Consider the following 22202-nt stretch of genomic DNA (forward strand, 5'->3'; position numbering starts at 1 on the left):
GGATCGGGCGGATCGGGCGGCCGCAAATGGATGTGCGCGGGAAGGGGTGAGGTTCTCAGCTCTTGGAGTGACGGGCGATAGAGTGGCGCGCCTCTCTCCACATCGTCATTGCGAGCGCAGCGAAGCAATCCAGACTGTCGCCGCGGAGACAGTCTGGATTGCTTCGTCGCTTCGCTCCTCGCAATGACGGGGAGGTCGCCTCACACCGACGCCAGCCTCCTATACAGCGCGCTATAACTGCCGGCCGAGATGCTCCAGGAGAACGAACGTCCCATCGCGCTGCGACGCATGGAGTCGAGCTGGTCATGCGCCACGAAAGCTGAGAAGGCGCGGCGGACGCCGCCGAGGAAGGACGCGCGCGAGGGCTGCGAGAACAGAAAGCCGGTCTCGCCGTCGGTGATGGTTTCGGCCAAGCCGCCGGTCTGGTGACCGATCGGGAGTGAGCCGAAGCGCTGGGCGTACATCTGGCTGAGCCCGCACGGTTCGAAGCGCGACGGCATCAATGTGAAATCGCTGCCCGCGAAGATGCGCCGCGCCTGGGCGTCGTTGAAGCCGATCGTGACCCCGATCGCGTCGGGGCGGCGGCGATGCGCGTCGATCAGCGCCTGCTCGAGCGCCGGCTCGCCGGAGCCGGTGACCACGATCTGCCCGCCGGCATCGATGATCTCGTCGGCGGCCGACAGCACGAGGTCGATGCCCTTCTGGTGCACGAGGCGTGCGACGATCGCGAACATCGGCCCGCGCGAGACCGCCAGGCCAAACTGCTTGCGGATATAATCCGCATTGGCCTTCTTGCCGACCCAGTCGCCGGCGCCGAACTGCTGGGCCAGCTGGGAGCAGGAGCGCGGGTCCCAGCTCTCGTCGATGCCGTTGAGGATGCCGGTGAGCTCGGCCGCGTCGGAGCGGACACGAAGCAGGCCTTCGAGGCCGCAGCCGAATTCCTCCGTCGTGATCTCGCGTGCATAGGTGCCGCTCACGGTAGTGAGGTGCGAGGCATAGACCAGCCCGGCCTTGAGGAAGGAGAGCTGGTCGTAGAATTCGACGCCGTCGATATGGAAGGAACTCTCGGGGACGCCGATCCGCCGCAGCGAGTCCTTCGGGAAGAGTCCCTGGTAGGCGAGGTTGTGGATGGTCAGGATCGACGGCAGCCTGGCCCCGCGCCACGCGAGGTAGGCCGGCACGAGCGAGGCCTGCCAGTCATTGGCATGGACCAGGTCTGCTGCCCAATTCTTGTCCAGCTTGCCCATGGCCAGCTCAGCGGCAGCCGAGGCAAAGCGCGCGAAGCGGATGTCGTTGTCCGGCCAGTCGCGTCCGGACTCGTCGCCATAGGGATTGCCGGGCCGGTCGTAGAGTTGTGAGCACAACAGCACATAGACCGGCAGCCCGTCCTTGGTCGCAGCCCGCCCGAGCGAGCAGGCCGGCATCTCCGCAAACGCCGGGCAGCGGCCAACGATCTGAATATGCGTGAGTTGTTCGATGATGTCGCGGTAGCCGGGCAACATGACCCGGATATCGGCGAGAGGGCGAAGCGCCCTGGGAAGTGCAGCGGAAACGGCGCCGAGTCCGCCAACGCGGACGAAATCGTCCATCTCGGTTGTGACGAACAAGACCCTCAAGAACAGCTGCCCTCTTCCGATCCCGTCTGTTGCTATGCAAGAACGGGTCCAGTTGTCCTGGAATTCCCAAGCCCGCCCGTGAGACGCGTCCGTTCGGTAAAGACTTTCCTACGCACCCGCCGCCCTCTAGGGTCGGCGCATCAACAAGAGAGAACTTCGATAGTTCCTAAGAGGCCGAGGGGCGCAGCAGGCATGCCGTTAGCAGATAAGCATGAGGGGACGACGACAAAGGCCTTCGCGGGCCTCAGGGTCCTGGATTTTTCGACCACCATCGCCGGCCCCCACTGTGCGCGGATGCTTGCCGACATGGGCGCCGAGGTCATCAAGATCGAGACCGACGGCGGCGAGACGATGCGCACCCGGCCGCCGCTGCGCAAGGGGTGCAGCACCGTATTCGGCCAGCTCAACGTCGGCAAGAAAAGCGTCGTGCTCGATCTCAAGTCCGAGGAGGGCAAGGAGGCGGTGCGCCGGCTCGCCGCGACCGCCGATATCCTGGTCGAGAACTTTCGCCCCGGCGTGATGCACCGGCTGCGGCTGGACTATGACCGCCTGCGCCCGGTCAATCCCAAGCTGATCTATTGCTCGATCTCGGGCTACGGCCAGACCGGTCCCTCGGCCGAGCTGCCGGCCTACGCGCCGGTAATCCATGCGGCCTCCGGCTACGACATGGCGCATCTCGCCTATCAGCCCGGCCGCAGCCGGCCGGATTATTGCGGCATCTACCATGCCGACGTCGTCACCGGCACTTACGGTTTCGGCGCGATTGCGTCGGCGCTCTATCAGCGCACGGTGACCGGGCAGGGCCAGCACATCGACGTCTCGATGCTGGAATCGATGCTGACCTTGACGGTGGTCGAGCTGCAGAGCTCGCAATTCGCGGTGAAGCCACCGCCGCGCCCGATGTTCGGGCCGACCGAGACGGCCAATGGCTATGTCATGATCACGGTCGCGAGCGAGAAGACGTTTCAGTGCCTGATGGGTGTGATCGGCCGTCCCGAATGGATTTCCGATCCGCGCTTCTCCACCTACGCCGCGCGCCGCGAGAACTGGGCCGACATGATGGACGGCGTCGAGGCCTGGTCGCGGCCGCTCACGACCGACGCGTGTCTTGTCGCGCTTGGCGCGGCTGGTGTGCCGGCCTCGGCCTATCGCACCGCGTCCGAGGCGCTGGCCGATCCGCAACTCGCGCACCGGCAGGCGCTCTCGTCCGTCGAGGACGAGGGTGGCTCGTTCCAGGTGCTCAATCTGCCGTTCCGGATGTCGGGCGCCGACACCACGCCCGCCAAGACGATGGCCGTGCTCGGCGAGCACACGGACGAATTGTGCGAGGAGATCGGCCTCGCCGGCGATGCGCCAATTCCGTCAGGCAAAACGGCTGCGACAAACTGAGCGCATCGCAGCACCACTACAGCGTTTGATCACTCGCGTGTTCCTCTTGCCGTGGCGAACATTTATCGCCAATCTCGCCCGAGTCATTCAACGATCCGAAACATCGGACGAGGGATCCCGGGAGGAACCATGACGAACCTTGCTGCCGCGGCGCGCAAGCACGCGCCGATTTTCCTTGTTGCGGCATTTGCTCTCCTTCCGCCGGCTGAGCCGGCACAGGCGCAGAAGGCGGGCGGCAGCATCACCGTCGGTCAGGAGCTGGAGATTACGGGCTTCGATCCGCTCAAGGTCGGGGTCTACGACACCTCGACCTTCACCGCTGCGGCCGCGATCTTCGATACGCTCACCACGCTCGACGACAAGGGCGAGGCCGCGCCCAAGCTGGCAGTGTCCTGGACCCATTCCGACGATTACAAGACCTGGACCTTCAAGCTGCGCCAGGGCGTGAAATTCCACGACGGCACGCCGTTCAATGCGCAAGCCTTCAAGGAGAACTTCGATCGGCAGAAGGACCCCGCCAACAAGTGCCGCTGCGCCTTCTACATCACCAACGTTAGGGAGGTGCAGGCGCCCGACGAATATACTGTCGTCTACAATCTCACCGATCCTTCCGTGAATTTGCCGGCGACGAACACCATCCAGAGCCAGAACAACGTCGTGCATTCGCCGACGGCGTGGAAGACCAAGGGCGACGACTACAATCGCAATCCCGTCGGCACCGGTCCCTACATCCTGAAATCATGGACGGCCGGCGATCGCATGGTTCTGGAGAAGAACCCGGGCTACTGGGACAAGGGCCGTCCCTATCTCGACCGCATCATCCTGAAGCCGCTGCCCGACGCCCAGTCGCGTTTCGCCTCGCTGCAATCGGGCGAGGCCGACATCATCTGGGACGACGAGAACGACGCTGACAACATCATGAAGGCGCAGAAGGACTCCAAGCTCACCGTGCACACCTATAAAGGCTCGGGCGCGCAGGTCTATGCCTTCAACACCAAGGTGGCGCCGTTCGACGACGTCCGCGTGCGGCAGGCGCTGGTGATGGCGATCGACCGCCCGAAGATGTCGCAGGCGATCAGCAACGGCCTGAGCCGGCCCGCGACCAATCCCTACGGCGACGGCTCCTGGGTCAAGTGCAAGGACGACGGCGCGCTGCCGTTCGACGTCGAGAAGGCCAAGGCGCTGATCAAGGAGTATGGCAAGCCGGTCGAATTCAAGACGATGGTGACTGCGACGCCCCGCGGCCGCATGATCGGCCAGGTGCTCCAGCAATTCTGGAAGCGCGCCGGCGCCAACATGGAGATCGAGCAGGTCGACCAGGCCACCATCCCGCCGCGCGCCTTCATGCGTCAGTTCCAGCTCATACCCTGGCGCATCGTCGACCTCGCCGATCCCGATCCGCAGATGTATGCGAACTTCCGCAGCGGCAGCCCGCTGGCGCTGGCCAACTTCGCCGATCCGGAGCTCGATCGGCTGCTCGACCACTCCCGCGTCACCGCCGATCCCGCCGCGCGTATCGAGGACTATTGCGCGATCAGCCGCCTGATCAACAAGGAGGCAATCTGGTTCTGGACCTTCCAGAACACCTATTACGCGCTGTCGAGCGCCAAGCTGAAGGGCTTTCCGRAAATCTACAACGGCGTGATCGACGTCTCGACCACCTGGCTGGAATGACCGCGCGATGCTGAACTTCGTCGTGCGGCGGCTCCTTGCCATCCTGCCGGTGCTGCTCGCCGTCTCGCTGCTCACCTTCCTGATCGCCGCGTTGCTGCCGGGCGACCTTGCCTATGTCATCCTCGGCGATCAGGCGACGCCGGAGAATGTCGCGGCGCTGCGCCGTGACATGGGGCTCGACCAGCCGCTGTGGTGGCGTTACCTGAGCTGGCTCGGCCATGTCCTTCAGGGCGATCTCGGCCGCTCCTTCCGCACCGGGCAGACGGTGTTGCAGGCGGTGGCCGAGCGCATTCCGGTCTCGCTCGAGCTGATGCTGATGGCCGAATTCATCGGGCTCCTGATCGGCGTTCCGCTCGCGATCGCCTGCGCTGCGCGCGCCGGTGGCGCCTTCGACCGCTTCATGACCGGCAGCGCCTTCGCCATGCTGTCGATGCCGTCCTTCCTGATGGCAATTTTGTTGATCTATCTGTTCGCGGTCGAGTTGCGCTGGCTGCCGGCGACCGGCTATGTGCCGTTCACCGAGGAGCCGCTGTCGAACCTGCGCTTCTTCGTGCTGCCGGCGCTGACGCTGGCGCTGGCGGAATGGCCTGGAATCATGCGGGTGCTGCGCTCCGACATGATCGCGACCTTGCAGGAGGACTATATCGCGCTCGCCAAGGCGAAAGGCCTCAAGCCCGCGCGCATCCTGTTTGTGCATGCGCTCAAGCCATCGTCGCTGACCCTGGTGACGGTGACGGGCATCAACATCGGTCGCCTGCTGGGCGGCACGCTGATCGTGGAATCGATCTTCGCGCTGCCGGGCATCGGCCGCTTGCTGGTTGGCGCGATCTACACCCGCGATCTCGTCATCCTCCAGGGCGTGGTGCTGCTGGTCGCCTGCGGCTTCGTCCTCGTCAATTTCATCGTCGACATGCTCTACGCCGTGCTCGATCCCAGGATCCGCCATGGCCACGCTTGAGCTGTCGATGCAGGACGAGGCGGTCTCCGAGCCGGTTCGGCGCCGGCGCAAGCTCGGCATTCTGTTCTGGTCGGCAAGTGCCTGGCTCGCGATTGTCCTGACGCTCGCGATTCTCGCGCCGGTGCTGCCGCTGCAGAATCCTGTAGACATGGACATGCTGGAGCGCCGTGCGGCGTTCTCCGGGGAACACTGGCTCGGCACCGACGGGCTCGGCCGCGACGAATTCGCCCGCCTGATCTTTGGCGCGCGGGTGTCGCTGACGGTGGGGCTGATCGCGCCGATGATCGGCCTTGCGCTCGGCGGCGCGCTTGGTCTCCTCGCCGGCTATTTCCGCGGCCGGTTCGAGACGCTGGTGGTCGACAGCATGGACGTGCTGCTGGCGTTTCCACCGCTGATCTTCGCGCTCGCGGTGACCGCCTATCTCGGCCAGTCGATTCCCAATCTCACCCTGATCCTCGGTGTGCTCGGCATTCCCGCCTTCATGCGGGTAGCGCGCGCGGCCACGCTGACGCTCGCGCGGCGCGAGTTCGTGATCGCTGCCGAGGCGCTCGGCGCCAGCCATGCGCGCATCCTGCTGCGCGAGCTGCTGCCGAACGTGATCCTGCCGCTGCTGGCCTTCTTCCTGCTCGGCGTCGCCGTCACTATTGTGGTCGAGGGCGCGCTGTCCTTCCTCGGGCTCGGCGTGCCACCGCCGATGGCGAGCTGGGGCAGCATGATCGGCGAGGGGCGCGACAGCCTCGACGTCGCGCCGCGGCTGGCCTTCCTGCCGGCAACGGCGCTGTTCTTGACCGTGCTGGCCTTCAACCTGGTCGGCGACACCTTGCGGGCGCTGACCGACCCGCGTCAGGGGGCGCTGTGAGCGCGCCGCTTCTGACCATCGAGGACGTGGCGGTCGAACTGCCGACCCCCCGCGGCAATTTGCGCGCTGTGGATCATGTCGATCTGTCGCTGGAGGCGGGCCGCACGCTCGGCATCGTCGGCGAATCCGGCTGCGGCAAGACCATGCTGTCGCGCGCGGTGCTTCAGCTCTTGCCGAAGAAGGCGAAGCTGACCGGGCGCGTGATGTTCGACGGCCAGGACCTGGTGCGGCTCGATGCCGAAAGCCTGCGGCGCCTGCGCGGGCGCGACCTCGCGGTCGTGTTCCAGGACCCCATGACCTCGCTCAACCCGGTGCTGACCATCGGCACCCAGCTGATGGAGACGATCCAGGAGCATCTCGAACTGGATGCGCCGGCGGCGCGGAAGCGCAGCATCGAGCTGCTCGCCGCCGTCGGCATTCCGGCGCCGGAGCAGCGGCTCGCGCAATATCCGCATCAATGTTCCGGCGGCATGCGCCAGCGCATCGCGATTGCGATCGCGCTGTCCTGCGAGCCGAAACTGTTGATCGCGGACGAGCCGACCACGGCGCTCGACGTCACGATCCAGGCGCAGATCCTCGATCTGCTGGCGCGCGAGCAGCGCCGCCGCCACATGGCGATGATCATCATCACCCACGATCTCGGCGTCGTCGCCGGCCGCGCCGACGAGGTCGCGGTGATGTATGCGGGCAGGGTGGTCGAGCGCGCGCCGACGCAGGCGTTGTTCAAGCGCATGCACATGCCCTATACCGAGGCGCTGCTGGCGGCGATCCCGAAGCTGGAGACCGCGCCGCATACGCCGCTGCCCGCCATCTCCGGCCGTCCGCCCGATCCGACCCGGCCACTTAAAGGCTGCTCGTTTGCGCCACGCTGCCGCTATGCCGCAGGGCGCTGTCACGAGGCCAAGCCCGAATTGAAGGGCGCGGAGATGCCGGGGCATCTCTATGCCTGCTTCAACCCCATCCAGATGACGGAGGGGATTGACGCATGATGCAGTTTGCCATGCCCGCCGAGCCGCTCCTGAACGTCGACAATCTCGTCGTCGAATATGGTCTCGGCAACAAGACGGTGCACGCGGTCTCCGGCGTCAGCCTCCAGGTCGCGCGCGGCGAGACGCTGGGCCTGGTCGGCGAATCCGGCTGCGGCAAGTCGACGCTGGGGCGCGCGGTGCTGCAATTGCGCCGCGCCAAATCCGGCCGCGTGCTGTTCGACGGCGAGGACCTCACCGCGATGGAAGGCGAGGCGCTGCGCAAGATGCGCCGCCGCGTGCAATTGATCTTCCAGGACCCGATCGCCTCGCTCAATCCGCGCCGGCGCATCGGCGATATCGTCGCCGAGCCGCTCATCATCGCCGGCGTCAAGGATGCCGCCGAACGCAAGCGGCGCGTTCACGAGGTGTTGTCCGCGGTCGGGCTCGATCCTGACATCRTGGCGGGCCGCCTGCCGCACGAATTCTCCGGCGGCCAGTGCCAGCGCATCTGCATCGCACGATCGCTGGTGCTCAACCCCGAATTCATCGTCTGCGACGAGCCGGTCTCGGCGCTCGACGTCTCCATCCGCGCGCAGATCCTCAATCTGCTCGAGGAGATGAAGGCGCGCTTCGGCCTGACGCTGCTGTTCATCGCGCATGATCTCGCGGTGGTGAAAGCGGTCAGCGACCGCGTCGCGGTGATGTATCTCGGCCGCCTCTGCGAGGTCGGGCCGTCGGAGCAATTGTTCGCAAGGCCCGCGCATCCCTACACGGACCTGTTGTTGCAGGCGATCCCGGTGCCCGATCCGGACGTGCGTCCCGTCGAGAGTGTGGCGACCGGCGAGCCACCATCGCCGATTGCGCCGCCGTCCGGCTGCCGCTTCCGCACCCGCTGCCCGCGGGCCGACCAGCGGTGCAGCGCGGAGATACCGGAGTTGCGCGAGGTCGCACCCGGCCAGTTCGCGGCTTGCCACCATCCGCTGGCCTAAACTAGAGCCCCGTTCCGATGTGATCGGAACGGGGCTCTAGATTCTCGTTTTGACGCGTTTTCTTTACGCGAACCGGTATCCACTTCGCTCGAAAACGCTGTAAGACGGCTCCCGGATTTGTTTCGCCCCGCCGGTCATGGCATGGTGGCGACGACAAGAAGTATGCCGGGAGGACGCCGATGAAGAGTTTCAAGGTCGCCGATTTCAAGGCGCCGCTGCAGGAGTTCGACGAGGCCACGCCGCAGCCGTCGGGCACGCAGGTGCTGATCAAGGTGAAGGCCGCCGGCGTCTGCCACAGCGACCTCCACATCTGGGAAGGTGGCTACGATCTCGGCCACGGCCGCAAGCCGCTGTCGCTGAAGGACCGCGGCATCAATCTGCCGCTGACCATGGGCCATGAGACGGTCGGCGAAATCGCAGCCTTCGGCCCCGACGTGAAGCCGACCGACCAGGGCGATCTCAGGCTCGGCGATGTCGGCCTCGTCTATCCCTGGATCGGCTGCGGCAAGTGCGCCACGTGCCTGGCCGGTGACGAGAACATGTGCCTGACGCCGCGCTCGCTCGGCGTCTATTGCGACGGCGGCTATTCCGACCACATGCTGGTGCCGCATCCGCGCTATCTGCTCAACCTGAAGGGGCTCGATCCCGCCTCGGCGGCGCCCTACGCCTGCTCTGGCGTCACCACCTACAGCGCGCTGAAGAAGGTCGAGCAGCATTTTGACACGCCGATCGTGATGTTCGGCGCCGGCGGCCTTGGCCTGATGGCGCTGTCGCTGCTGAAGGCAATGGGCGGAAGAGGCGCGATCATGGTCGACATCGACGCCAGGAAGCGCGAGGCCGCGGAAAAGGCCGGTGCGCTCGCGACCGTCGATCCCAAGGCGCCGGACGCGCTGGAGCAGCTTGCCAAAAAGGCGGGCGGGCCGATCCGCGCCGTGATTGATCTCGTCGGCAACGCCGCGACCACGCAACTCGGCTTCGATTGCCTGACCAAGGGCGGCAAGCTCGTCATCGTCGGCCTGTTCGGCGGCGGCGCGACCTGGGCGCTGCCGCTGATCCCGATCAAGGCGGTGACGATCCAGGGCAGCTATGTCGGCAATTTGCGCGAGACCCAGGAGTTGCTCGACCTCGTGCGCGCGAAGAACGTGCCGCCGATCCCGGTGACGCGCCAGCCGCTCAACAAGGCCAACGACGCGCTGGTGCAATTGCAGCAGGGCGCGGTGGTCGGTCGCACGGTGCTGACGCCGTAATAAACGCTCTCTCCTCCGTCATTGCGAGCGAAGCGAAGCAATCCAGAAATCCCTCGGCGGACACAGTCTGGATTGCTTCGTCGCTTCGCTCCTCGCAATGACGTCCTTGGCTCGTCCTTCCTAAGGTCTCTCAAATGTCCGCAAACAACGCCTTCCACATTGCCGTGCTCGCCGGTGACGGCATCGGTCCCGAAGTCATGGCACCGGCCATCGAAGTCCTGCGCAAGATCGAGGCGAAGTCCGGCCTGAGCTTCCGCTTCACCGAGGCGCCCGCCGGCGCCAACAATTATCTCGCGACCGGCAAGTCGATGCCGGATTCCACTATCAAGCTCTGCGAGGAGGCCGACGCGATCCTGCTCGGCGCTTGCGGCCTGCCGTCGGTCCGCTACCCCGATAATACCGAGATCGCGCCACAGATCGAGCTGCGGTTCATCTTCGATCTCTATGCCGGCGTGCGCCCGGCGCGGCTCATTCCGGGCGTGCCGAGCCCGATCGTCGGCGCCGACCAGCGCGGCATCGATCTCGTCGTGATCCGCGAATCCACCGAAGGCCTGTTCGCCTCGATGGGCAAGGGCATCGTCACCCATGAGGACGCGCGCGAGACCATGGTGATCACGCGCAAGACCTCCGAGCGCCTGTTCGAGTTCTCGTTTCGGCTCGCCGAGCGGCGCAAGGCGCGCGGCAAGCCGGGGATGCTGACCTGCGTCGACAAGGCGAACGTGTTCAAGGCCTTTGCATTCTTCCGCGGCATCTTCGACGAGATCGAGAAGAAGCATCCGAACGTGAAGACCGACCGGCTCTATGTCGATGCCTGCTCGGCGATGCTGGTGAAGCGTCCCTGGGATTTCGATGTGATGGTGATGGAGAACATGTTCGGCGACATCGTCTCCGACATCACCGCGAGCCTGATCGGCGGCCTCGGCATGGCGCCGTCCGCCGATATCGGCGACAAATATGCCGTGTTCCAGCCCTGCCACGGCACCGCACCAGACATCATGGGGCAGGGCAAGGCCAATCCGACCGGCATGATCCTGTCGGCGGCGATGATGCTGGACTGGCTCGCCGACAAGCACGGCGTCGAGAGCGCGGCGGAAGCCGGCGAGCAGATCGAGCGTGCAGTGGATCAGATCTACGCCGGCGGCATCAAGCCGATGGAGTTCGGCGGCAGCAATGGCACGGCTGACATTACGAAAGCGGTGCTCGCTGCGCTGTAGTTACCGCAGGCGGTCGATATCGGAGGAGCCGGAAGTCAATGAGCAATCCGGTTCCCGAGCACTATCGGCACCTCAGGACCTTCGCCTTCGGCGACAATCCTGCGCTCGCGGATGAATTGGTCGAACTCGTCGTCAAGGGCGTCAAGACCGCGACTTGCAGCACGGAGGACGAACCGAACACGTCCACGCCCGGTGAACTCTGGGTCGTGCTTGACGGACGGGGAGAACCGCGCTGCGTCATCGAATCCGTCGAGATCACCTATCGGCGCTTCAATGACGTCGATGCCGCGTTTGCGCACGATGAGGGCGAAGGCGATCGAAGCCTCGCCTATTGGCGCAGCGCCCATCGGACCTATTTCGGCCGGCTCGGGCGATTCAGCGAGGACATGATGCTGATGTGCGAGCGCTTTCGCCTGATCGAGGTGTTTGGTGATCAGAAGCTGACGCCCGCGCCTTGCTGAGCCCGGACGCCGAGGCTACTTGCCCGTAAACTGCGGCTTGCGCTTTTCCATGAAGGCCTGCCGGCCCTCGCGAAAATCCGCGCTGTCCATGCAGGCGTGACCGATCGCCCTGATTGCCTCCAGGTCGCGCTGGCTCTCGTCCTTCAACACCTGCGCGATGGTGATCTTGGCGGCCTTGATCGCGAGTGGGGCGTTCTCGGAGATGGTCTGCGCGATCGTCATCGTCTCACCCCACAACTCGTCGATCGGGAACAAGCGCTCGACGAGGCCAATGCGCAGCGCCTCGGCGGAATCGATCCGCATGCCCGTGTACATCAGAAGCCGTGCCCAGGACGGACCGACCAGCGACACCAGATGCTTCAAGCCGTCATAGCCGTAGGCGATGCCGAGTTTTGCCGCGGGAATGCCGAACTGACTGCCATGCGCGGCGAGGCGGATGTCGGCGAGCATCGCGACCTGCATGCCGCCGCCGAGGCAAAAGCCCTCGATGCAGGCGATGGTCGGCTTGGGATAGTCGGCGAGCAGCGCGCGCTGTGCGGCGCTGCGCCTGGCATATTCCTCGGACGCCGCCGCGTTGTGGCGGGTCTTCTCGAACTGGCTGATGTCGGCCCCGGAGACGAATGCCTTGCCGCCGGCGCCGCGCAGGATCACGACGCGCACCGTCTCGTCATCGCGCAGGCTCGTCAGCGCCTCGCCAAATCCCTCCCACATCTCCAGCGACATTGCGTTGCGCTTGTCGGGATTGTTGAAGGTGATCACGCCGACGCCGTCGATGACCTGCTTGAGGATCTTGCCGTCGGCATGGGGTGTTTCGGTCGTGCTGGAAATGTCAGGCATTGCGCGCTCGCTGTCGTAGGCCGGGCGCAATGTGCGGCCGGGGCGCGGCCCGGGTCAACCGCGACGAGGGACGCRGCTTTGCATCCGCCTGTGCCGCGATTGCATGGCGCGAGAAGCGGTTATACCTTGAGCATGATCTTTTCGGAAAACCGCTGCACACTTTTCCGGATCATGCTCTACTGCGTTGCGTGCATGTGCGCGGTCAGGGGATGGCTGCCTGCATTGCTGAAGAACGCCGCCTCTTCGGCGGTGGCCTCCAGCAACTGCTCGTCCTGATCATAGACGTCGTTGCGGAACTGGACGGTCTGGTCCTTGGTCATCCATGCGGTGAGGTAGATCCAGGCCACCGGCACCTTCTTCGCCATGGCGACCTCGAGGTGCTGGCCGCTCGCAATCTCCGTATCGATCGCGGCGCGGCTCCATTTCGGCTGGTCCTTCAGCAGCCAGGCGGCGAGATCGCGCACATTGTCGACGCGCGAGCAGCCATGGGAATCGAAGCGGTAGTCGTCGCTGAACAGATTGCGCTGGTTGGTGTCGTGCATATAGACCGAATAGGAATTCGGCATGTCGATCTTCACCGCGCCGAGCGCGTTGAAGGTGCCGTTGTGCTGGCGCACGGTGAAGTTCGGCGTGTGCGTGCCCGACCAGTCGACCGAATGCGGGTCGATCGGATTGTCGTGGGCGTCGAGCACCTCCATGTGCATGCGCGACAAATAGGTCGGATCCTTGCGCATATGCGCCGAGATCTCGGTCTTGGCGATCGAGGACGGCACCGTCCAGGTCGGATTGAGCACGACGCTGGTGATCTGGGCCGTCAGGGTCGGCGAGGGCTTTTCGGTCTTGCCGACGATCACGCGATAGCGCCGTACCACCACATCGTTCTCGACCGCTTCGGCAAACGCGGCGGGGATGTTGACCACGACATAGCGCTGGCCGAAGCCGAAATTCATGTTCTCGAGCCGCTGGAGCGAAGCCTCCAGCTGCCGGATGCGCTTCTGCACGGAGACGTTCATCGCCGCGGCCGTGCGCGGCGTCACCGTGCCGGTCGGCGCCAGGCCATGGCGGGCCTGGAAGCGCTTCACGGCGTCGGCGAGATCCTGATCGAAAGCGCCACTGGCCTTGTCGGCGGCGAGATCGCCGGAGACGATCAGACGCTTGCGCAGCAGCTCGTCGCTGGCGCCCTGGACGCCGAGGGCGAACTTCGCATCGGCAGGGATGGCTGGCCAGCCGCCGCGTACGGCAAGATCGGAGTAGCTGAGCGCGGCATCCTTGATGCGCTGGGCCGAGCCCTCGTCATAGGTTGGCTCGTGCGTCAGCGCGAGCGCCGCGGCGGAGCGGCTCTCCGCCGTCGAAGCGGGTGCGGCAGCCTTCGGCGCGGCAGCATGGGCCGGGTTCGCCGCTGCGGGCACCGTACCGGCCGCCGTTGCCGGCCTCGGGTTTGCCTGTCCCGTGGTTTCGGTTTGCGCCAGCGCGGAAGCGCTCGCGAGCACGCCGACGGCAACGATCATCGCATGGCGTTTCGACATGTGTCCCATTTTCCCCACGAGGACGAGGCCCGGACGGGCGCTCGCATTGGCAATTCCCGCTCGCCGCGCTGCGTGCGCCGATTCGCAAAAATCGGCGGGAAGCTAGAGCCCCGGAGTTGAGGTCCCATTAAGCACGGCAGTCGAAAGCCCGCGCGTTCGCGGCGGGGCGTCTCGATTGGGTCGCAGCAGGGGCGGGATGGGTTCGCGAAATCCGCGGCGATGGCGGGCAAAATTGCCGGGAAACCCGCAGCAAGAAATCCGCAAGAAAAAAGGGCGGCTTGGCCGCCCCGAAAGGAGAGCCGCGCGCAAGCGCGCGGACTGGGTCTCGTTCAATCCGGCCGCGCCCCCGTGACGCGGCGGATTGAACATCGGCCGTAAAGGTCGGAGCCCGATCGGCTCAGGCCTCGTTCGCTGCGATCGATTCCATCAGCGAGACGAGCTGACGCTGCACCGTCTGGTCCTTGATCTTGCTGTAGGCGCGCAGCAGGCGGAGGCTGAAGGCGGAATCGAGGAACAGCAGGCTCTCGACTTCGCGCGCCTTGTTGTCGCCGTCATAGAAGAAGGTCACGGGCACATCGAGGGCGGTGGCGATCTGCTGAAGCCGAGCCGCGCCGACGCGATTGACGCCCTTCTCGTATTTCTGGACCTGCTGGAAGCTCACGCCGAGCTTCTCGCCGAGCTCGGCCTGCGAGATCTTCATCTCGACGCGCCGCAGACGGATCCGCTTGCCAAGCTCAATGTCCGGCTTGCCGGCGCTGCGCTGCTTCATTCTTTTCGCCGCTGCTTTCATACTCTCACCTTTGTTCTTCGGTTGAAAATCCCCCGAAGAGCTGGGTCAGGGGTTCGCCCATATACTCGTCCTTGAATTCATGCGGATGCACGAACTCTTCCTTAAACCACGGGAATCGCGCCGGATTGAAAGCCTCGATCAGCCAGTCAATCATGTGCCGAACACGTGGAATCCGGCCGCTACCAGGGTGGTAGGACAACCAGATATCCAGCGGCCTGTTCAGCTCGACCTCCAGTGGAATCAACTTCCCGCCAAGCGCAATGGCGTAGCTCGGGAATACGCCGATGCCGGCGCCATTCGCGACCGCCCAATAATTGGCGCTTGAGACGTTGGTCTTCATGACCAGCAGGTCACGTTCCGGAACGCCTGGGAAGAAGCTCTCGAAGGTTTCCTTGGCGGCAAGCTGGTCGGCGAATTGCAGCACCAGGCGGTGCTTGATCAATTCGAGCGCCGAGCGCGGCGTGCCGTGTTTTTCAAGGTATTTTTCCGAAGCCCAGAACATCAGGTGCATGCGGCCGAGCCGCACCAGCTTGACGTCGAGCGCGGAGGGACGCGACAGATGGATGGCGACGTCGGCCTCGTGACGAGAGACATCGGCCGAGCGCATCGCGCAATGCAGGTCGACCAGGATCTTCGGATAGGCCTGCTGGAATTCGACCAGCCGCGGGGCGAGCCAGAACGTCCCGAGACCCTCGGTGACGGCCACGCGAACTTCGCCGGACAGGGCGTTGGCCGTCGAATCGCTGGTGCGCAGCACGTCGAAGGCGGCCGCCTCCATGCGCTCGACTGCGGAGACCACCAGTGCACCTTCATCGGTCAGATGCGTGCCGTGGACGTCGCGGGTGAACAGGGTGGTGCCGGTCTGGCGCTCGAAATCATCAATCCGGCGGCGGACGGCGTTGATCGACAGCGACAGGCGTTCAGACGCCGAGCGAAAACTGCCGCATCGAACGACTTCCAGGAATATGCGGGCCGCATCCCAATCGGAGAGGCCGCTGATGTTGATCTTTGGGCGTTCCTCCTGTGGAACGCCCCTTTCCGCCAAGGAGTGCATACAAGTCCCTTCGGGTTGCTAAACTGGCAGAATTGGGCGCAAACCACAACCACTGCGGGTTGGGGAACGGCGACTTTTGAACGCCATCGTTACTGCCTCGTGGGCGGTATCCGAGTGTTACCAAGGCTGAGAATCGAATCGGCCGACCAACGTTGGAATGAGGGGTGTGGCGTGAGTTCCGTTGCGAGCCCTGAAATGGCTGCAGGATTGTCGGCGTTTTCCGTCACGGAAGTCCTTGCGCGCGAGCTGTCGCCGCGCGGAATGGGTCGATCATCCAGTGCCGCGCGTTCGACTCCCGGCCACGACGATAATGGCGTCCCGCGCAGCGGGTCGATGTTCGCGGGAGCCACGGTTTCCCGGCAAAATCATACTGAAATCATGTTCGGAGGCGTCGGCGCCTCGTGTTATTCTCGGTATCCCATGGGGGCCGAGGGGATTTCCACAAACACGTCTCGCAGGCCGAACTAACGGAAAGAACGCCGGTGTCGCATTCAGACGAACAGTTGCAGTCGGTGCTGGAAACGCTTGAGGAGTGCCGCAAGGTTCTCAACGAGAGCAATAACCGCGAGTCGGCCGAGCTGCTGTCCATCGTCATCCTCGACGTGCGGATGAAGCTCAAAGGAATTGACAGTGCCGATCTCAAGGCGCTGTGCGACGAAATGTTGCGGAGCGCTGGAAGCGAACCGCAGCCCCCCTCCAAGCAGACGCAGGACCAGCCCCGGCGTCCGCTGCTCCGCGTGGTGAAGTAGCCGCGCCGCCGAGTCTCGCTTTTTGGCGAGGTTTGTGCGCGTCCCGATGCCGCATCTGTGATCGCAGACGGCATCGGGAGGAGCCTGGTTTCGTGCGCCTCTGTTGTGCGCATTCCCCGGCATCGGCTACACCAGAGCCGGTTCGGCTCCCGCCCGCGCGCATTCCCGGTGCGCGGCCAAAGAGCCTGAGATGGCTCCGACTGCATCATGCAAAATGTCTCGATCCCGGCGGCCCTGATTGCCGGCCTCGTCAGCTTCCTCTCTCCCTGCGTTCTGCCCCTGGTTCCGCCCTATCTGATCTATCTCACGGGCGCCACGATCGAGCATGTCGAGAACAAGGAGCCGGCCTCGGCGTCCAAGCGCGCCATCATGATGTCGGCGCTCCTGTTCGTGCTCGGCTTCTCCACGGTGTTCGTGGCGCTCGGCGCCAGCGCTTCGCTGATCGGCGGGCTGATTCGTGCCTGGTCGGCCGAGCTGTCGATCCTCGCCGGCATCGTCATCATCATCATGGGCCTGCACTTCCTGGGACTGACGCGGATCGGCCTTTTGATGCGCGAGGGGCGCCTGACCGCGCCCAAGCCTGTCGGCCTGTGGGGCGCCTATGTGATGGGCCTCGCCTTCGCCTTCGGCTGGACGCCCTGCATCGGCCCGATCCTCGCCGCGATCCTCTCGATCGCCGCGGCGGAGGCGACGGTGACGAAGGGGGCGGGCCTGCTCGCAGTCTATTCGGCCGGCCTCGGCATTCCCTTCCTGATCGCCGCCCTGATGATCGAGCAGTTCTCGAAGCTGTTCGCGCGCATGAAGGGCCAGCTCGTCAATGTCGAGCGCGCCATGGGCGTCCTGATGGTGATCACTGGCATCGGCTTCCTCACCGGCACGGTCTCGAATGTCAGCATCTGGCTGCTCGAGACGTTTCCGGCGCTGCAGACGATCGGTTAGCTCACGCTGTCGGCACGGCAGTCAGGTCAAACCGGACATGCGCGACGATGCCGGTCGCGCCACTCCGGTTCTGATGCATCAGCCTGAAGCCGTGCCGGTCGGCGGTGGATTTGGCGATCGCAAGACCAAGCCCGGTCCCCTCGACGCCCTGGGGCGCAGCCCTGAAGAAGCGGTCGTAGATGAACGGCATTGCATCCTCGGGAATGCCTGGGCCGTCATCGACGATCTCCAGCGCGCAAATCTTGCCGTCATTGACGACCCTGAGTTCCACGGAGCCGCCTGAACCTGAATAGCGAATGGCGTTGTCCAGCAGGATGGCGATGAGCTTGGCGATCGCGTTGCGATCGCCGAGGAACCTGCACGGTGTCTCCGCCGTCATCGCGAGCTGGACGTTGCGCGCCTCAGCCAGCGGATAGAAGTCGGCCAGCAACGATGTCGCGAGCGCGGCAAGATCGACGTCGTCGCGCTTCCGGATCGAGGCGCCTTCCGTTCTGGCCATTTCGAGCAACTGGCTCGCCAGATGCGATGCGCGCCGCACGCCGTCCCGAAGTTCGTCGGCAAGCTCGCGAGTCTGTCCGGACAGTTCTGCGGCGATCAGGTTTTCCGCCTGAATCTGGAGCGCGGCCAGAGGTGTCCTCAGTTCGTGCGCCGCGTCCGCCACGAAGCGGCGCTGCGCGTCGAGTGCCGACCGGTGACGATCGACGAGCTTGTCGATGGCAACGATCAGCGGAGCCACTTCCGCCGGTACGCCCACCGGACGCAGGGGCTCCTGCGCATCGACGCTGCGCTGGCCGATTTCGGCCGACAGCCGTTGCAGACCGCTCATCGTGCGGCTGATCGACCAACCCAGAACGGCCCAGACCAGCGGGATGGCGAGCAGCAGCGGAAGCGCGGCGCCTGTCGCCGCGTGCAGCGCGATCTCGTGCCTGGCGCTCCACGCTTGCGCGATCTGGATATCGTGCTGCGCGTGGCTCCAGCGATAGACGCGCCAATCCTGCCCGTCGGCGGTCACGTCGGACAATCCCGGCACTGATTGCCAGGGAATATCGATCGGAGGACCCGCCCGATGCACCAGCGCGCCGGAGCGATCCCAGATGCGGACGACCAACTGATCCTCGTCTTCGCTTTCGAGCAGCGGACCCGCACCGTTGCGGTCGCCTGGACCGACATTGACGGCGATCTCCTGCAACTGCGCGTCGAGGAACTTGTTCATCTCATAGGCGACAAGGCCGAACGATGTTGCCGTTGCCAGGAGGCCGATGGCGGCCAGCAACAGCGTCGCACGCGTGATGATCGTCTTGCGAAGAGAGCTCATGATCCGGACTTCGTGACCATCCACCCGGCACCGCGGATGTTCCGGATGACGTCCTTGCCATACCGCTTGCGCAAGCCGTGGATGACGACGTCAACGGCGTTGCTCTGCACCTCGTCGCCCCAGCCGTAGATCCGGCTCTCGATCTGGCCTCGCGACAGAATGGTTCCGGGACGCTCCATCAGGGCGTACATCACCGAGAACTCCCGCGCGGAAAGCGTCGATTGGATGCCGCGGAAGGTCGCCACATGGGTCGATGGATCGAGCGTGATCTCCTTGCTGCTCATCAGCGAATTGGAGCGGTCGTTGACCCTGCGCATGACCGCGCGGATGCGCGCGAGCAGGGCGCGCAACTCGAACGGCTTGACGATGAAGTCGTCGGCGCCGAGATCGAGTCCCGCGACCATGTCCTCGACCCGGTCGCGGGCCGTGATCACCAGGATGGGCGAAGCCTTCCTGCTGCGCGCAGCCTTGAGAATCTCGAAGCCAGTCATGCCGGGCAGTCCGATATCGAGCAGCGTGATCGCGTGCTCGGCGCGTTGTAGCGCGGCGTAGCCGTCCTGTCCGTCGCGGGTCCAGTCCACGGTCATTCCGTTTCGCTTCAATCCGCGGACGAGCGCCTTGCCGAACATCAGATCGTCTTCGATCAGCAGGAGGCGCATTGATTCAGGGAAAATCGCTGTGTTGGAGTGGTGGCGCGTCGCAGCACCAAGCGCCACATTCGACACCGCGGCCAAATGGTCAACCGCCTGCGCCTCAATTTAGAACTCTTACAAATTTGGGCGTGAGCGGAGAGAGGCTCGACCTATTCTAAATCCGATCTAATCCTCATCTAATTCTTCGCATTGCAGATGCGCCCCGGTTCGGGACCGCGAAGCCGTCTTTCAGAGCGGCACGCGAAATTTTTGGGGCGTTGCAGATGGAATTGGGTTGTTGGGCTGGCCGCAAGGCGTTGCGTGGTTTTCTGCTGTCGACGACGGCAGCGCTGTCATTCAGTGGTGGGCTGACGATGCAGGCCGGCCCGGCCTCTGCGCAGCAGGGGCAGGCGGCGGGAGCCTTGCCGTCAGTCGTCGTTTCAGCCCCGCAGCAGCGCGCCCGCCGGGCGCAGACCGCGACCACCTCGCGCGCAGCGCGATCGAATCGTCGGACGGCCACCGTCGCACCGGTCGAGAAGAAGCCGCCGAGCGTCAACAATCAGGACGCGCGTACCGGCCAGAAGGGCTATATCACGCGGAGCGTGACCAGCGCGACGAAGACCAATACGGCTCTCCTCAACGTGCCGCAGTCGGTGACGGTGCTGACGAAGGATTTCATCAGGGACCAGGCCTTCACCTCGATCGGCGAGGCGACCCGTTATGTGCCCGGCGTGATCTATCACCAGGGCGAATCGCATCGCGACGACCTCGTCATCCGCGGCCAGCGCAGCAACGCCGACTTCTACACCAACGGCATCCGCGACGACGTCCAGTATTTTCGCGACTTCTACAACATTCAGCGGCTCGAGGTCCTGAAGGGGCCGAACGCGATGATCTTCGGCCGCGGCGGCGGCGGTGGCGTCGTCAACCGCGTACTCAAGGAGGCCGACGGTACGACCATTCGCGAGGTGACGGTCGGCGGCAATTCCTATCCCGGCGCCCGCGTGACCACCGACGTCGGCCAGGCGATCAACGAGAACTGGGCCTTCCGCCTCAACGCGATGTACGAAAACACGCAGAGCTATCGCGATTTCGTCAACCTCGAACGCTGGGCGATCAATCCTACCGCGACCTTTGCGCCGAACGACACCACGACGGTCAAGCTGAGCTACGAGCATCTGCACGACCGGCGTACCGTCGATCGCGGCATCCCTTCGCAGATCCGCCCCGGAAACGCCTTCCCGCGCTATCCCTACGATACGTCGCCGTCTGCGTTCTTCGGCAACCCCAACCTCAACTATGCGCTCGCCGATGTGGATATCGGAACCGCTGTCGTCGAGCACGATTTCGAGAACGGGTGGACGATCAAGAATTCGTCGCAGATCGCCAACTACGACAAGTTCTACCAGAACATCTATCCGGGCGGAGGAGCCAATTCCGGTGCCGTCAATGCCGCCGGAACCTCGAGCAATCTGCAAGCATACAACAACGAGACCGACCGGACGAATTACTTCAACCAGACCGATCTCACCTACAAATTCGGGACGGGCCCAATTCGTCACACCGTCGTCTTCGGCGCCGAGTTGGGCCGTCAGAACGGCCTGAACTACCGGCAGAGCGGGCTCTTCAATGGCGTATCGTCGACCATCACGATCGATCCGAGGAATCCGACGTCGTACGTTCCGGTCACTTTCGCCAATAACGGGGGGACCGATGCCAACAACACCTACAAGCTCAATCTCGGCGCCGTCTACGTCCAGGACCAGGTCGAGATCACGCGCTATCTGGAGCTGATCGGCGGCCTGCGGTTCGATCACTTCGACCTGACGTCGCGAGACCGCCGCACATTCGTCGAGCTCAACCGGGTCGATGATCTGGTGTCGCCACGCGTCGGTGTCCTGTTCAAGCCGCTCGAAAACCTGTCGATCTACGGCAGCTACAGCATCTCGTATCTGCCGAGCGCCGGCGACCAGTTCAGCGCTCTGACACCGGGCCTGGCCATCGCAGCGCCCGAGAAGTTCGTGAACAAGGAAGTCGGGCTCAAATACGACATCTTCCCGAGCCTGCAGTTCGCTACGGCGATCTACGAACTGGACCGGACCAATCAGCGCTTTGCCGATCCCAACAATGCGGGATTCTTCATCCTGAGCGGAGCCACCAAGACCCGCGGCCTCGAAGCGTCTCTGACAGGCTACGTGACGGACGCCTGGCAGATCACGGGCGGCTACGCTTACACGGATGCGCGGATCACCAGCAACAACTCCGCGACCATTGTCGCCGGCAACCGCGTGGGACTTGTGCCGTACAATACCTTTTCCCTCTGGAACAGGTATCAGTTCACGGAGCAGTGGGCCGCGGGCCTCGGTGTGATCCACTACTCGAACTTCTTCGCATCGTCCGACGACACCGTGCTGATTCCGGAGTTCACGCGGGTGGACGCCGCCGTGTTCTTCAGGCTCAACGAGACCTGGCGCGCCCAGCTCAACATCGAAAATCTCCTCGACCGGAAGTACTATTCGACCGCGGACGGGAATAACAACATCACGCCGGGGTCTCCACGTGTGTTCAGATTGTCAGCCACGGCGAACTTCTGATGGTGTTGAGATGACACGCGCGAGTGGCCGGGCTGAAGGCAGATCGACGGCACGCAAGAGCAATCGCGCCGCACAGGCGGCGCGACAGCGCTGCTTCGTGCTGGAGATCAACCAGAGACCGGTTCTGGCGTTCTCGGCCAGCTCACTGCGATCCGCCCGGGCGCGCGTGCAGGAAGCCTGGTTCGTCGAGGAATTGGAGAGCATGTGTTCAGGTGGGCGTCCTCTCCTGTGCCCGGATCATGTCCGACACGTCAGGCTCGCGCTTCCGGCGGAGATTGCCGCGGTGGAACTCGGACGCGGCCTCGATGAGGCGCGCGGCGAGGACGCCAAATATGGCTTCGCGTTTCTCGTTCCGATCGACGTGCCGCCGAATTAACGGCGTCGACCGCTT

20 protein-coding genes are annotated in these 22202 nt (G+C 64.4%); 13 read left to right on the plus strand and 7 right to left on the minus strand.

The window, feature by feature from the left end:
* Positions 1–200: 200 nt before the first annotated feature.
* Positions 201–1616, minus strand: coding sequence for a glycogen synthase GlgA (gene glgA, locus AB4Z51_RS37935; protein ID WP_085404452.1), 1416 nt, complete (start codon positions 1614–1616; stop codon positions 201–203).
* Between the two features lie 192 nt (positions 1617–1808).
* Between glgA and AB4Z51_RS37940 the strand changes: the two genes are divergently transcribed.
* The 9 genes from AB4Z51_RS37940 to AB4Z51_RS37980 all read left to right on the plus strand — a co-directional run bounded on the left by AB4Z51_RS37940 (position 1809) and on the right by AB4Z51_RS37980 (position 11375).
* Positions 1809–3005: a CaiB/BaiF CoA transferase family protein gene (locus tag AB4Z51_RS37940; RefSeq protein ID WP_354114745.1), complete on the plus strand. Its 1197-nt coding sequence runs from the start codon at positions 1809–1811 to the stop codon at positions 3003–3005.
* Positions 3006–3134: 129 nt separating this feature from the next.
* Positions 3135–4679, plus strand: coding sequence for an ABC transporter substrate-binding protein (locus tag AB4Z51_RS37945; RefSeq protein ID WP_441499163.1), 1545 nt, complete (start codon positions 3135–3137; stop codon positions 4677–4679).
* A 7-nt stretch (positions 4680–4686) separates the two neighbouring features.
* Positions 4687–5637 carry an ABC transporter permease gene (locus tag AB4Z51_RS37950; protein WP_071915956.1) on the plus strand — a complete coding sequence of 317 codons (951 nt, stop codon included), beginning with the start codon at positions 4687–4689 and terminating at the stop codon, positions 5635–5637.
* Positions 5624–6496, plus strand: coding sequence for an ABC transporter permease (locus AB4Z51_RS37955; RefSeq protein WP_441499164.1), 873 nt, complete (start codon positions 5624–5626; stop codon positions 6494–6496). The genes AB4Z51_RS37950 and AB4Z51_RS37955 overlap by 14 nt, the downstream gene beginning before the upstream one ends.
* Positions 6493–7485 (plus strand): ABC transporter ATP-binding protein, encoded by a 993-nt coding sequence (locus AB4Z51_RS37960; RefSeq protein ID WP_085404448.1) that lies wholly within the window; start codon positions 6493–6495, stop codon positions 7483–7485. Before AB4Z51_RS37955 ends, AB4Z51_RS37960 begins: the two co-directional genes overlap by 4 nt.
* On the plus strand, positions 7482–8453 hold the full coding sequence (locus tag AB4Z51_RS37965) for an ABC transporter ATP-binding protein (RefSeq protein ID WP_441499165.1): 972 nt from the start codon (positions 7482–7484) through the stop codon (positions 8451–8453). The genes AB4Z51_RS37960 and AB4Z51_RS37965 overlap by 4 nt, the downstream gene beginning before the upstream one ends.
* Positions 8454–8632: 179 nt before the next feature.
* Positions 8633–9700, plus strand: a complete 1068-nt coding sequence (locus tag AB4Z51_RS37970) for an alcohol dehydrogenase (RefSeq protein ID WP_135215076.1) — start codon at positions 8633–8635, stop codon at positions 9698–9700.
* Between the two features lie 134 nt (positions 9701–9834).
* The gene (locus AB4Z51_RS37975) at positions 9835–10914 is read left to right on the plus strand and encodes an isocitrate/isopropylmalate dehydrogenase family protein (RefSeq protein ID WP_085404445.1); all 1080 of its coding nucleotides are present in this window, start codon (positions 9835–9837) and stop codon (positions 10912–10914) included.
* Positions 10915–10952: 38 nt separating this feature from the next.
* The gene (locus AB4Z51_RS37980) at positions 10953–11375 is read left to right on the plus strand and encodes an ASCH domain-containing protein (RefSeq protein ID WP_085404444.1); all 423 of its coding nucleotides are present in this window, start codon (positions 10953–10955) and stop codon (positions 11373–11375) included.
* A 15-nt stretch (positions 11376–11390) separates the two neighbouring features.
* On the opposite strand, the gene AB4Z51_RS37985 is transcribed toward AB4Z51_RS37980, so the two are convergent.
* From AB4Z51_RS37985 to AB4Z51_RS38000, 4 genes are all read right to left on the minus strand, one after another.
* The gene (locus AB4Z51_RS37985; RefSeq protein WP_085404443.1) at positions 11391–12212 is read right to left on the minus strand and encodes an enoyl-CoA hydratase; all 822 of its coding nucleotides are present in this window, start codon (positions 12210–12212) and stop codon (positions 11391–11393) included.
* Between the two features lie 176 nt (positions 12213–12388).
* Positions 12389–13738 carry a L,D-transpeptidase family protein gene (locus AB4Z51_RS37990; RefSeq protein ID WP_441499166.1) on the minus strand — a complete coding sequence of 450 codons (1350 nt, stop codon included), beginning with the start codon at positions 13736–13738 and terminating at the stop codon, positions 12389–12391.
* Positions 13739–14135: 397 nt separating this feature from the next.
* Positions 14136–14507: a helix-turn-helix domain-containing protein gene (locus AB4Z51_RS37995; RefSeq protein ID WP_014497036.1), complete on the minus strand. Its 372-nt coding sequence runs from the start codon at positions 14505–14507 to the stop codon at positions 14136–14138.
* A 25-nt stretch (positions 14508–14532) separates the two neighbouring features.
* Positions 14533–15582: a LysR family transcriptional regulator gene (locus AB4Z51_RS38000; RefSeq protein ID WP_038943246.1), complete on the minus strand. Its 1050-nt coding sequence runs from the start codon at positions 15580–15582 to the stop codon at positions 14533–14535.
* 482 nt (positions 15583–16064) lie between these two features.
* Here AB4Z51_RS38000 and AB4Z51_RS38005 point away from each other — a divergent pair, with 482 nt between their 5' ends.
* Positions 16065–16331 (plus strand): hypothetical protein, encoded by a 267-nt coding sequence (locus AB4Z51_RS38005; RefSeq protein ID WP_028152051.1) that lies wholly within the window; start codon positions 16065–16067, stop codon positions 16329–16331.
* A 207-nt stretch (positions 16332–16538) separates the two neighbouring features.
* Entirely contained in the window at positions 16539–17270 is a 732-nt protein-coding gene (locus AB4Z51_RS38010) for a cytochrome c biogenesis CcdA family protein (RefSeq protein WP_085404442.1), read from the plus strand.
* Position 17271: 1 nt separating this feature from the next.
* Here AB4Z51_RS38010 and AB4Z51_RS38015 read toward each other — a convergent pair whose 3' ends face one another.
* Together AB4Z51_RS38015 and AB4Z51_RS38020 are read right to left on the minus strand one after the other, a co-directional pair.
* Positions 17272–18585 (minus strand): ATP-binding protein, encoded by a 1314-nt coding sequence (locus AB4Z51_RS38015; RefSeq protein ID WP_085404441.1) that lies wholly within the window; start codon positions 18583–18585, stop codon positions 17272–17274.
* Entirely contained in the window at positions 18582–19244 is a 663-nt protein-coding gene (locus AB4Z51_RS38020; protein ID WP_085404440.1) for a response regulator transcription factor, read from the minus strand. The genes AB4Z51_RS38015 and AB4Z51_RS38020 overlap by 4 nt, the downstream gene beginning before the upstream one ends.
* A 257-nt stretch (positions 19245–19501) precedes the next feature.
* Here AB4Z51_RS38020 and AB4Z51_RS38025 point away from each other — a divergent pair, with 257 nt between their 5' ends.
* Together AB4Z51_RS38025 and AB4Z51_RS38030 are read left to right on the plus strand one after the other, a co-directional pair.
* Positions 19502–21811, plus strand: a complete 2310-nt coding sequence (locus AB4Z51_RS38025) for a TonB-dependent receptor (RefSeq protein WP_094184428.1) — start codon at positions 19502–19504, stop codon at positions 21809–21811.
* 97 nt (positions 21812–21908) lie between these two features.
* A complete protein-coding gene (locus AB4Z51_RS38030; protein ID WP_135215078.1) occupies positions 21909–22187 on the plus strand; it encodes a hypothetical protein in 279 nt (92 codons plus the stop codon).
* Positions 22188–22202 lie beyond the last annotated feature (15 nt).

The sequence above is a fragment of the Bradyrhizobium sp. 2TAF36 genome (assembly GCF_052114925.1).
Classification (GTDB): Bacteria; Pseudomonadota; Alphaproteobacteria; order Rhizobiales; family Xanthobacteraceae; genus Bradyrhizobium; species Bradyrhizobium barranii.

Excerpts from the sequence above, each read along its gene's own strand:
- AB4Z51_RS37940 (WP_354114745.1), top strand. The coding sequence starts at position 1,809 with ATGCCGTTAGCAGATAAGCATGAGGGGACGACGACAAAGGCCTTCGCG.
- AB4Z51_RS37950 (WP_071915956.1), top strand. The coding sequence starts at position 4,687 with ATGCTGAACTTCGTCGTGCGGCGGCTCCTTGCCATCCTGCCGGTGCTG.
- AB4Z51_RS37955 (WP_441499164.1), top strand. The coding sequence starts at position 5,624 with ATGGCCACGCTTGAGCTGTCGATGCAGGACGAGGCGGTCTCCGAGCCG.
- AB4Z51_RS37970 (WP_135215076.1), top strand. The coding sequence starts at position 8,633 with ATGAAGAGTTTCAAGGTCGCCGATTTCAAGGCGCCGCTGCAGGAGTTC.
- AB4Z51_RS37975 (WP_085404445.1), top strand. The coding sequence starts at position 9,835 with ATGTCCGCAAACAACGCCTTCCACATTGCCGTGCTCGCCGGTGACGGC.
- AB4Z51_RS37980 (WP_085404444.1), top strand. The coding sequence starts at position 10,953 with ATGAGCAATCCGGTTCCCGAGCACTATCGGCACCTCAGGACCTTCGCC.
- AB4Z51_RS37985 (WP_085404443.1), bottom strand. The coding sequence starts at position 12,212 with ATGCCTGACATTTCCAGCACGACCGAAACACCCCATGCCGACGGCAAG.
- AB4Z51_RS37990 (WP_441499166.1), bottom strand. The coding sequence starts at position 13,738 with ATGTCGAAACGCCATGCGATGATCGTTGCCGTCGGCGTGCTCGCGAGC.
- AB4Z51_RS37995 (WP_014497036.1), bottom strand. The coding sequence starts at position 14,507 with ATGAAGCAGCGCAGCGCCGGCAAGCCGGACATTGAGCTTGGCAAGCGG.
- AB4Z51_RS38000 (WP_038943246.1), bottom strand. The coding sequence starts at position 15,582 with ATGCACTCCTTGGCGGAAAGGGGCGTTCCACAGGAGGAACGCCCAAAG.
- AB4Z51_RS38010 (WP_085404442.1), top strand. The coding sequence starts at position 16,539 with ATGCAAAATGTCTCGATCCCGGCGGCCCTGATTGCCGGCCTCGTCAGC.
- AB4Z51_RS38015 (WP_085404441.1), bottom strand. The coding sequence starts at position 18,585 with ATGAGCTCTCTTCGCAAGACGATCATCACGCGTGCGACGCTGTTGCTG.
- AB4Z51_RS38020 (WP_085404440.1), bottom strand. The coding sequence starts at position 19,244 with ATGCGCCTCCTGCTGATCGAAGACGATCTGATGTTCGGCAAGGCGCTC.
- AB4Z51_RS38025 (WP_094184428.1), top strand. The coding sequence starts at position 19,502 with ATGGAATTGGGTTGTTGGGCTGGCCGCAAGGCGTTGCGTGGTTTTCTG.